9 protein-coding genes are annotated in these 11,035 nt (G+C 61.6%); 4 read left to right on the top strand and 5 right to left on the bottom strand.

Annotation, left to right across the window (positions count from 1 at the left end):
• The first annotated feature begins 4 nt into the window (after window positions 1-4).
• The 3 genes from MUY37_RS13190 (at window position 5) to MUY37_RS13180 (ending at window position 2,689) form a co-directional block, all read left to right on the top strand.
• Window positions 5-391, top strand: a complete 387-nt coding sequence (locus MUY37_RS13190; protein WP_499195824.1) for a hypothetical protein — start codon at window positions 5-7, stop codon at window positions 389-391.
• Between the two features lie 317 nt (window positions 392-708).
• Window positions 709-1,122: a copper-binding protein gene (locus MUY37_RS13185; protein WP_499195823.1), complete on the top strand. Its 414-nt coding sequence runs from the start codon at window positions 709-711 to the stop codon at window positions 1,120-1,122.
• A 52-nt stretch (window positions 1,123-1,174) separates the two neighbouring features.
• Window positions 1,175-2,689 (top strand): multicopper oxidase family protein, encoded by a 1,515-nt coding sequence (locus MUY37_RS13180; RefSeq protein ID WP_499195822.1) that lies wholly within the window; start codon window positions 1,175-1,177, stop codon window positions 2,687-2,689.
• Between the two features lie 167 nt (window positions 2,690-2,856).
• On the opposite strand, the gene MUY37_RS13175 is transcribed toward MUY37_RS13180, so the two are convergent.
• The 5 genes from MUY37_RS13175 to MUY37_RS13155 all read right to left on the bottom strand — a co-directional run bounded on the left by MUY37_RS13175 (window position 2,857) and on the right by MUY37_RS13155 (window position 10,553).
• Window positions 2,857-3,819 carry a cation diffusion facilitator family transporter gene (locus MUY37_RS13175; protein ID WP_499195821.1) on the bottom strand — a complete coding sequence of 321 codons (963 nt, stop codon included), beginning with the start codon at window positions 3,817-3,819 and terminating at the stop codon, window positions 2,857-2,859.
• Window positions 3,820-3,961: 142 nt separating this feature from the next.
• Window positions 3,962-4,591, bottom strand: coding sequence for a cation efflux transmembrane domain-containing protein (locus tag MUY37_RS13170; protein ID WP_499195820.1), 630 nt, complete (start codon window positions 4,589-4,591; stop codon window positions 3,962-3,964).
• 238 nt (window positions 4,592-4,829) lie between these two features.
• Window positions 4,830-8,150: an efflux RND transporter permease subunit gene (locus MUY37_RS13165; RefSeq protein ID WP_499195819.1), complete on the bottom strand. Its 3,321-nt coding sequence runs from the start codon at window positions 8,148-8,150 to the stop codon at window positions 4,830-4,832.
• Window positions 8,140-9,288: an efflux RND transporter periplasmic adaptor subunit gene (locus tag MUY37_RS13160; protein ID WP_499195818.1), complete on the bottom strand. Its 1,149-nt coding sequence runs from the start codon at window positions 9,286-9,288 to the stop codon at window positions 8,140-8,142. The genes MUY37_RS13165 and MUY37_RS13160 overlap by 11 nt, the downstream gene beginning before the upstream one ends.
• Before the next feature lie 11 nt (window positions 9,289-9,299).
• Window positions 9,300-10,553, bottom strand: a complete 1,254-nt coding sequence (locus MUY37_RS13155) for a TolC family protein (protein WP_499195817.1) — start codon at window positions 10,551-10,553, stop codon at window positions 9,300-9,302.
• A 192-nt stretch (window positions 10,554-10,745) separates the two neighbouring features.
• On the opposite strand from MUY37_RS13155, the gene MUY37_RS13150 reads away from it, so the two are divergent.
• Window positions 10,746-11,012: a hypothetical protein gene (locus MUY37_RS13150; protein WP_499195816.1), complete on the top strand. Its 267-nt coding sequence runs from the start codon at window positions 10,746-10,748 to the stop codon at window positions 11,010-11,012.
• Window positions 11,013-11,035 lie beyond the last annotated feature (23 nt).

The following is an 11,035-nucleotide window of genomic DNA, read 5'->3' as shown; positions in this document are numbered from 1 at the left end:
CGCTATGAAAAAGTTTCTTCTGGCAGCCTCCGCGCTGGTGGCAGTCGTCGCAGCGCCCGCTATCGCTCAGGAAACACAGCATCAGCACGGCGGCGGACAGAAGTCTGGCATGCAGATGGAACACAATGGCGGGATGCAGCAGCATCAGCAGGCCATGCAGGAAATGCGCGATCTCAGACAGCGAGCAAGCGCCGCAACGGACCCGGCAGAACGCCAACGATTGATGGCCGAACACCGCAAGAAGATGAAAGAGCAGATGGCACAGATGATGTCGGGCGAAAACGCCGAGATGATGAAGCAGTGCCATCAGCATATGGCGATGATGCAAGAGATGATGGCGCAGATGGCGGAGAACCCGGCCATGGCTGAGGGCGGAAAGACACAACAATAGTCGCCCCTTCATCGATGGCGGCTTGTTCCACACCCAAGCATCCGGACGATTGCATTACGCAGTCCCCCTGAGTCGTCCGGATGCAACCCCGGCCTTCGTCATTTCTAATCCGATGACGAAGGCCGGCAATCCGCCTCAGCGGAGCAAAGCCCAAACGATCTGCCGGGGCGGAGCCCATGACAATGAACGGCACGGAGCCAGTAACAATCGAACGCCTCGTGCCGCCGTTCGCTTCGGCCGATAACCCCGCTCCGGGGCGTTCATATTTGTCACGGCACCCGGTTTTGATCGCCGAGATACCCTTAAGGAGACATCGAATGCGTGTAGCAACCTATCTTGGCCTGCTGGCTGCCCCATTTGCCCTTGCGGCATGCGACAGCGCCCAGGAAACGCCAGAGCCGGCAGAGACGATGATGGGTGAGTCCATGCCCGACGGCGATGGAATGCCCATGTCAGGCGACATGCCTATGTCAGACGATATGCCCATGATGGGGGACACCGATGCGATGCACGATGCTCGCGCCGAAGGCACGGTAACCGCGATCGATCCGGAAGCGGGTACGATCACCATCAAGCATGGCCCGGTCCCCGCGATCGACTGGCCCGCGATGACCATGAGCTTCGAGACCGACAAGCAATTGCGCGACCAGGTCAGCGTGGGCGATGCCGTGGCCTTCGAGTTTACCACCGGTCCCCAAGGCAGCAACATCACTTCCATTGCCCCGCAATAAGGTAGCGGGAGAGCACCGGAGGCCAATACTCTAGCGAGGGAGCGGTACGAAGATGAACGGCGAGGACAAGCCATTCCTTATCGATCGGCGCAAGCTGATCGGGGGTGTCGGCCTTGCAGCGTTTGGATCGACCGCTTTCCCGCTTGCCGGTTGCCAGGTACGCAATGCAGTAATGCTCGATGGTTCGGACGAGCGTAATCCGCTCGCCGTCCCACCCTTGAACACGGGCAGGATCGAGCAGGGTGAGCGAACCTTCCGCCTGTCCGTAACTGCGGGTAAAAAAGAATTCGTCCCGGGTACAGCTTCGCAAACAATCGGTATCGAGGCGCCCTATCTGGGGCCTACGCTGGACATGCGCCGCGGTGAGCGCGTGCGCTTTCACATCGACAACGAACTGAGCGAAGACGTCACCCTCCATTGGCACGGCTTCGAACTTCCTGCCGCCGCCGACGGGGGGCCTCATCAAGTGATCCGGCCTGGCAAGCGCTGGAGCCCGTCATACGAAGTTCGCCAGCGCGCCTCGCTCTATTGGTGCCATTCGCACGTGCATGGTCGGTCGGGACCGCAGGTCTATGCCGGCCTCGCCGCGCCGATATACGTCCGCGACGAGGAAGAAGAACGCCTCGACCTGCCGGGCGAATACGGTGTCGACGACATTCCGGTGATCGTACAGGACCGGATAATCGATGGTTCGGGTCGGATAATCTATCCGCTGAACATGCACACCCGGATGATGGGTGTTCAAGGCGATGCCGTCTATGTCAACGGCACCCGCAACGCGCTGTTCGAAGCACGCACCGGACAAGTCCGGCTGCGCATTCTCAACGGATCGAATGCCCGGTTTTACACCTTCTCGCTCGAAGGCAACCGGTCGATGCAGCTTGTCGCGAGCGACGGCGGATTGCTGGCGTCACCGCATTCCGTTCGTTCGGTCATGCTCGCCCCCGGAGAACGCGCCCAGGTCGTCATCGATCTTTCCGATGGGCGCCCGCTGCGGCTCGTGGCCCGTACCCCGGGTAACGCGATGGGCATGATGGGCAGTCGCGGACGCGGCATGATGCGCGGCCGGGAAGACCGCAGCGGCGATGTGGTCCCCATTCTCGACATCAGGCCGACAAGCTCTTTCAAGGCAACGCGCCTGCCTGCGCAGCTGGCGTCCCTGCCCCCGCCCGATCCGTCGCTTGCTGCCCGGACGCGGCGTTTCGTGCTTGATATGGGCATGATGGGACGAGGCATGTCGATCAATGGCGCAACCATGGACATGAACATCATCAATGCACGTATTCCCGTAGGACAGTGGGAGATCTGGGAGATCGTGAACGCCTCGATGATGGCCCACCCCTTCCACATCCATAATGTGCAATTTCGGGTACTCGATCGCGATGGCAAAGCGCCTCCGCCGATGGAAACCGGCTTTAAGGACACGGTGATCGTCAATTCGCGCGAACAGGTACGCCTGCTGCTTCGCTTTGAGGAACACACCGATCCCGATCTTCCCTATATGTATCACTGCCATATTCTCGAGCACGAGGATGCGGGCATGATGGGACAGTTCGTCGTCATCTGATACCGGAGCCAGGAACTCTGCGTCGTCTTGGTGCGGCGGCTACGGGCTGGCGCGCCTGATCGCCACCAGCAGCCGGCATAATAGCGTAAGCGATCGCCGGGTAATCGCTACCTCCGCTCGCCGAACCCGGTTTCTTGCCGAAGGCTCAGCAGTCGGCACAGTCCATGCTAGTGGTCGTGATCGTCATGATCGGTGTGCGGGCGCGCCGCGTGATGGTCGGCCACCAACGCATCTTTACAGTCGCGCACGAGACACGCTTCGAACGTGGCATGCGCGATGCCGAAACGCTGCGTGAGACGGGCGCGGAGCGATAGCTTCAACTCCTCGAAGGCAGCGAGCGAATCAAACGACGGGACGATATGCGTTTCGAGGGCGCGATGATGTTCGCCTAGGTTCCAGATATGAACGTGATGGACGCTCTCGACACCCTGCTGACCTTCGAGAAACTCGACGATGCGGTCGAACTCCAACTCATCCGGCACTGCGCCCATCAGCAATCGTACGGTCCGGGGCAGGAGCGTGATGCCCTGCCAGATAACGTAACCTGCGATAACCAGCGTAATCACCAGATCGGCGACGTAGAGATCATACAGGAGAATGAGAATCCCGGCGACGATCACGCCCACCGAGGCCAGGGCGTCCGAGACATTATGCAGGAAAGCGGCTTTCATGTTTATGCTTTCATGCGCGCCGCGATAGACGATGAAGGCGGTGACAAGATCGATGACAAGAGCAACACCGGCGACAGCGATCACCGTCCAACCTTCGACGGGCTGCGGATCGGCAAACCGGTTGATCGCCTCGACGACCAGATAAAAACCGATGATGAGCAGAGTCGTCAGGTTGATTAGCGCTGCGACGACCTCGCCCTGCGCATAGCCAAAGGTCATAAGCTTGTCGGCGGGGCGCCGACCTATCCGGCGCGCGAACCAGGCCAGCCCGAGTGAAGCCGCATCGCTGAAATTGTGCAATGCGTCCGCTATGAGCGCGAGCGAGCCGGACACGATACCACCGATGATCTGGGCCAATGTCAAAAGGACATTGATCGCTACTGCGAGAACCAACTGACGATCGCTGAGTTGTTCCTCTCCATGGCTGTGCCCTGTGTGCCCACCCGACTGCGCCATCATTGCACTCCCCTATTCGTGTTATCGCTTCGATAGCCACGCAATTGCGCGCGAGCTAATCCGGGGCCATTCCCTTGGCCTACAAGCGCGACCGGGGTCAGGATTCCAGGACATATCCCCGGTCCCATGTCTCTGTGGAACGCCATCATTCACGTTCCTCGCCATGCACCGTCCCGCGCTCGTCATGGCCATCCATATGGGCATCGCGCAAAATGTCGATCCCGCCATAGATCGCGATCCCGGCCACCGCGATGCCGACGACGAGATCCGGCCAGTTCGCACCCGTCAGCATCACGATGATCGCAGCGATGATGATCCCACCATTGGAAATGAAATCGTTGAAACTGAAGGTCGTGGCCGCGCGCAAGTTCACATCCTTGCCTTCCATGTTCTGTAACAGGCGGAGACAGACCAGATTGACCACCGCCGCGATAGCCGCCATCGCCAACATCATCATGCCAGCGGGATCCGACCCGTCCACGAAACGCCTGATGGCATCGATGATGACGCCTGCCGCAAAGACCAGCAGCATGATTCCCGAAAAGCGCGCGGCTCCCCGCTTCCATCGGCGCGGACGGGCGAGCGCCAACAGGCTGAGCGCATAAACAAGCGCATCGGAGGAATTGTCGAGGCCGTTCGCAAGCAGCGCGTTGGAATCGGCAAGATAGCCGACCGCGAAGAACCCGATGGCGATGGCGACGTTAAGCCACAGTACCACCCAGAGTGTTCCGCGCCTTTTCGCCGTATCCAGCCTGATTTCCCCTTCGCCGCTCATGAAGGCTCCTTTGCGATCCTCACGCCTTTTCCTGCCGCATAACGCGGTGAGGGCGTAAGAATTTCCTCGTTGGTCCGACACCAGGAACGATTGAGCTGGTTCACTCCGTCCTTCCAATCCACCGCGATGCGATCAAAAGAAGACAGGCGGGCGGAGTGGCCGCGATGCACGGCCACTCCTCCGAAACGCATCCTTCGGTCACCCATGTGCTGCATGAGCTGCCCAGCAAGGAGCGCCATCAAACTATGTCTCCCAGCTCACGCTGCTCCGCGCGTGTGGCGTTGCGGCGCAGGCGGTCCCACCATCTTTGGCGCCAACTCTGCCCGTCGTTCGAACGGTTCAGAACGAGCCGCGCAATTGCGGGCAGAACGAAAAGTGTGAGCGCGGTCGCCGTGATCAACCCGCCGATGACGACGGTTGCCAGCGGTCTTTGCACTTCCGCTCCGGTGCCGGTGGCGATCGCCATCGGGACGAAGCCGAGCGACGCGACGAGAGCGGTCATCAGCACCGGTCGCAGCCGGGCCAAGGCGCCATCCACAACCGCTTCGCTGAGTTCGACACCTTTCTCCAGGCGCTGGCGGATCGCGGTGACCATCACGAGTCCATTGAGTGTCGCCACTCCCGACAGCGCGATGAAGCCCACAGCCGCCGAAACGGAAAACGGCATGCCACGCAGCGCCAGAGCGAACACACCGCCAGCAAGGCCCATCGGAATGGCGGTGAAGACGGCGAGTGCCGGAACCCATCCGCCAAGCGCCATGTAGAGCAGCAGCAGGATCACCGCAAAGGCCAGCGGCACGACCAGGGCAAGCCGTCCCTGGGCGGCCTGGAGGTTCTGATACTGGCCGCCCCATTCGATGAAAGAAGCTGCGGGCAGTTCGACCTGATCGCGCACTCCTTCCTGAGCTTCCTCGACGAAGGTACCGAGATCGCGTTCGCGCACATTGGCCGAGACGATAACAAGGCGGCGGCCCTGTTCACGGCGCACTTCGGCAAGCCCATCGACCACTTGGAATTGAGCGACAGTGCGCAAAGGCACTGTTGCTCCATTGGGCAGCAATATCGGCAGCGTTCCGAGCTGGTCGAAGTCATCTCGTGTCGCATCGGCGAGGCGCACCATCACGTCGAATCTGCGATCGCCCTCGAAGACGAGACCCGCCGGCCGACCGCCCAGTGCTATGGCAACCGACTGGGCCACATCTTCCACGGTCAGGCCGTATCGGGCGATCGTCGGCCGATCGAAGACGATGTCGAGCGTCGGGAAGCCTGTCACCTGCTGGACCTTGACGTCAGCGGCGCCCTCGATGTCCCGCAGGACACCTGCAACCTCGTTGGCAGTCGAGGTCATGGCGGCGAGATCGTCGCCATAAATTTTGACCGCGACATCGCCGCGCACGCCAGCGATTAGCTCGTTGAAGCGCAGTTCGATCGGTTGGCTGAATTCATAAAGGTTGCCAACCAGACCATTGAGGGCGCTTTCCATTTCGGAAACGAGCTCATCCTTCGGAAGACCCGGGTCGGGCCATTCCTCGCGTGGCTTCAGAATGACGTAGGCGTCGGATGCGTTGGGCGGCATCGGATCGCTCGCAACCTCCGCCGTTCCGGTACGTGAGAACACCAGCGCAACTTGCGGGAACTGCTCGAGCCGGTCTTCCACCTGGCGTTGCATGGCAAGCGACCGTTCGAGCGACGTGGACGGAATCCTGAGCGACTGGACGGCGATATCGCGTTCGTCGAGCTGCGGAGTAAACTCGCTCCCCAGCAGGGTGAAAACGAAAGCCGCCAGAACGAACAGTCCCGCCCCGCCAGCGATCACTGGCCAAGGCCGGGCAATCGTTTTTCTCAGCAGCGGGCCATAGCGTTCCTTCGCCAGGCGTATCGGCTTGACCTCCTTTTCAGTCATCTTCTTGTTTAAAAGCACGGCGATCATGGCCGGTACGAAGGTGAGCGACAGGACGAAAGCCGAAGCGAGCGCCAGCATGACCGTGATCGCCATGGGTGAGAAAGTTTTGCCCTCCACGCCGGAGAACGTCAGCAGAGGGGCATATACCAGCAGGATGATCGCTTGTCCGTAAACGGTCGGTTTGATCATTTCCTGCGCGGCAAGCCGTGTTTCAGCCAGGCGTTCGCCGAGCGTGAGCAAGCGTCCTTCGTGATGCTGCCGCGCGGCAAGTCTGGCGACGCTGTTTTCAACGATGATCACAGCACCATCGACGATCAGGCCGAAGTCGAGCGCCCCCAGGCTCATCAGATTACCCGAAACGCCGAGGCGATTCATTCCGATTGCCGCCATCAGCATCGAAACCGGGATGACCAGCGCCGCGATGATTGCGGCACGGATATTGCCGAGCAGGAGGAACAGCACCGCAATGACCAGAAGAGCACCCTCGACGAGGTTCTTCTCGACCGTCGCAATCGTCGCATCGACCAGCGAGGAACGGTTGTACACGATCTCGGCGGCCACACCCTCGGGAAGCGAGGATCGGACTTCTTCAAGTCTTTCGGCGGCTCCAGCGGAAACCGTGCGGCTGTTTTCCCCGGCCCGCATGAGAACCGTCCCGACCACGGCTTCATCGCCATTCAGCGAAGCAGCACCGGTTCTCAGATCTCCGCCGATGGCGACCGTCGCGACATCGCCGATCCGGATCGGAACGCCTTCGCGAGTTGCGACGACGGCGTTTTCGATATCCTCGATACTGCCAAGCCGCGCATCGACGCGGGCAAGTAACGCTTCACCGGACCGTTCGACGAAATTGGCGCCTTCGGCCAGATTGGCCGCTTCGAGCGCCTCGATCAGCGCGTCGAAGGACAGACCATATCCGGTCAACCGCGCGGGATCGGGCTGAACCAGATATTGTTTCTCGAAACCTCCGATGGAGTCCACGCCCGCAACACCATCAACCGATCGCATGAGCGGTGCGACGACCCAGTCCTGTACCGTGCGAAGATAGGCCGCCTTGGCAACATCGCTGCCCAGACGATCGCCGCGTTCGGTGACGAAGCTACCGTCGCTTTGCCAGCCGGTTGCCCCACCGACAGGTGCACCTTTGCCACCCGGATATTCGTATTCGATCGTGTACATGAGTACTTCGCCAAGGCCGGTGGATATTGGCCCCATGACCGGTTCCGCACCTTCGGGAAGCGAGGCGGTGATGGGTGCCAGCCGTTCATTCACCTGCTGGCGCGCAAAATAGATGTCGGTCCCCTCCTCGAAGATGGCGGTGACCTGGCTGAAGCCATTGCGCGAAATCGAACGAGTCATTTCGAGCCCGTCGATACCGGCCAAGCCCGTTTCGACCGGATACGTCACCTGGGTCTCGACCTGTGACGGCGAAAGGGCCGGTGCCTCGGTGTTGATTTGTACCTGGACGTTCGTGATGTCGGGAACGGCATCGATCGGCAGGCGCAAAAGATTGAGCGCCCCCCAGATGGAGATCCCGACCGTCAGGACGATCATCACCCAGCGGAAACGGACCGCTACATCGAGGATCATGCCAATAAGGCCATGACCATGCTTTTTTTCGAGGTGCTGACGCTCGGATGGATTATCAGTGACCATGTTCGGCGCTCTCTTTCTCGAGCTCGGCTTTGAGCAGGAAGGCGTTCGCAGTGGCGATCCGCCATTTCGGTTCGAGACCGGATTCGATGACGACCTGGCCGCCCGATCGGGTGCCAGTTACGACGGGTCGCGCCTGAAATCCGCGACGGGTCCGCACGAAAACCATGTCCTGGCCATCGATGGTCTGCACCGCGTCTTCGGGAACCGATATCCGGGTTTGGTCGACCTCCTCCGAAGGCCGGATCCGTGCCTGAAGGAAAGCGCCGGGCTGCAATCCGGGTATCGGCCGGGACAGCGCCAGAACCGCCGTGGCGCTGCGACTTTCCATATCCAGTGAGGGCGTTACGGAGCGGACGCGGGCGCCGACTTCGCTGTCGTCGCCAACTTCCAGAGTGGCCTCGTCACCAGGAGCGATGCGAGTTGCATCGGCGGCAGGCAGAGCCACCTCGACCTGCATCGCATTGGGATCGACAACGCGGTAAAGTTCCTCGCCGGAAGCGACGAATGCGCCCAGTATGATCGGCGCAGCCGTGACCCGACCCGCAAGCGGGCTGGTAACGGCAAGCGATCTCCCATCCCCGCTGACGCCGGCAGCAGCAACGGCTGCCTGCGCGCGCGACAATTCGGATTGGGCGACCTGGAGATTGGCCCTTGCCGCCTCCAGATCCTGGCGCGCGGTCACGCTGGCTTCGAACAGGCGGCGCTCTCGCTCGTAGGCCGCCGATAGCTCATTCACCCGCGCCCGGGCCGCGTTGAGCTGGGATGCCAGCGCAGCGGCATCCGCGCTTTCGATGCGCGCGACGGTCTCCCCCGCGCGAACATAGTCGCCCAGCGTCTTGTTCACGCTCCGCACGACGCCTGCCGCGCGCGCATCGATCCTCGCACTCCCTGTCGGGCTGGCGGCAATTGTCGCCGGGAAAACCAGCTCGACGGCAGAGCCCCGGCCAACGGTCTCGACCGAAATCTTTGCTGCACGGATCTGTTGCTCATCGAGCAAGACGAGCCCTTCGGGCAGTTCGGCCTCGCTCGCTGTTTCGACCGGTTCGGCTTCTTGGGCGCCATCGGGCCAGAAGATCGACAGGATGACGGCGGACAGTATGATTGCCCCGGCGATAATCGCCAGTGTTCTGCGGTTCATGATCATTTTCCTCATTGTGCTGCCAGCCGGATGAGTTCGGCGGCAGCCCGACCTCGTTCTTCCTGCGCCGCGATCAGCGCTTCACGAATGGCGTCGCGCGCCTCGGCAGCACTGAGCACCTCGATCAGAGGGAAGCGGCCGTTGCGGTACCCGATACGGACGAGCCGCAGTGCCTCTTCGGCCTGCGGAAGCGACGTGGCCGAAAGCGTTTCGACACGCATTTCGGCGGCAAGGAACTGGGCACGCGCACGCGTCACCGCCTGCTCGAAATCTGCCAGTGCCACCGCCTCACGCGCGGATGCTGCCCTGAATTCGGCCTCTGCGGCAGCAATGTTGCCTTGGTTGCGGTTGCTGAATGGAAGAGGGATGGACACACCGACAAGAAAAGCGTTGTCATTGCTTTCCGCGAAGCGGCGAACGCCCCCCGAAACCACCGGGTCGGGAACCCGCAGGCTGCGCTCGCGCGCAATTTCGGCTGCTGCCACCCTGCTTTCCGCCCGAGCGACCTTCAGCGCAAGGCCATCCGTCGCGGCGAGAAGAAGACCGGGCGGGTCGATGACCGGGAAGCTGGCAGGAACCGTGGGAGGGTTGCTCTGTTCGCCCCACAGCGAAGCGAGCGCCGTACGCGCGGCAACGCTCGCCGCGTCCGCCGCTTCCAGCTCGGCTCTTGCTTCCGCCAAAGCAGCTTCAGCGCGAAGCGCACGCAAGGGAGGCTCGCGGCCGACCTCGACCAGCAGGCCGGCAATCCGCGCCAGTTCTTCGTTACGTGTGACGACATCGCGCGCAAGTTCGACACGCGCCGCAGCGGCTGTCGCCGCCAGATAGCGCTCGCGCACAAGAAAGGCGAGGTCGACATTCGCGAGATCGGCACGCAGATCGGCGAGATTGGCGCCGGCCTGCGCTGCACGAACCCTCGTCCCACGCTTGTCTCCAAGCTCGAGACGCTGTCCGATGGAAAGCGTATATTCGGTAGCGCTCAAACCCGAAAACGCTCCGCTACCCGCAATATTTTCGACTTCGAGGGATACTTCGGGGTTGGGCCGGAGCCGAGCCTGGCCGACGAGAGCGCGCGCGGCATCGGCCTGCGCCCGCGGACCGGCTATGCGCGGATTGGGCGCGGCCTGCTCAAGGCCCGTAATGACATCCGCGCGGCGCAAGGCATCGGCGAGCGAGAGGCGCTCGCGCTCCTGCGCCGCCACAGGTGTGGCGATTGCGGCGAGAGCCAGCCCTGCAAACAGGACCCCCCGCCAATTGATGGCTGACATTTCTGGAAATTTCCTCTGCTGACGATCCGAAAAGCACTGCAACACGCAGTGCGATGACGGTCGTCAGGCGCGAGGAGGACGCCTCAGTCGATCGCTGACACTCGATACGAGGACCATCGGCGGAGCTGAGACAAGAAGAGCAGGCTCATGCATAGCCGCGGTTTTCTGAACGGGAGCAGCGAAGCTTGCCCCGTGATGGCAGTGGCCATGATTGCACACGCCATGCTGCTCTATCGGAGCGGCATCGTCGGCTGGCTCTTCATCGGCGTCGGCGGCCGAGGCAACCGAACCGCCATTACCGTCAATCAGAACAGCAGGAGCTTCCGGCATCACTTCGGCCCCGCAGGCCGCGGCATCCGCCGCAGTCACAAAAACCATTGCGACCAGCATCAGCAGGACGATGAACGGATTCAGGACAAGGCGACGATAGCTTACAGTCATGGGCTGGCAGCCCTCTAGCAAATGAAGGTTGCCATGAGAAG

The sequence above is a fragment of the Qipengyuania sp. ABI-127-1 genome (assembly GCA_022953095.1).
Lineage (GTDB): Bacteria > Pseudomonadota > Alphaproteobacteria > Sphingomonadales > Sphingomonadaceae > Qipengyuania.
Note: the sequence above shows the minus strand (reverse complement) of the source record. Positions and strands in the feature narration are given on the sequence as shown.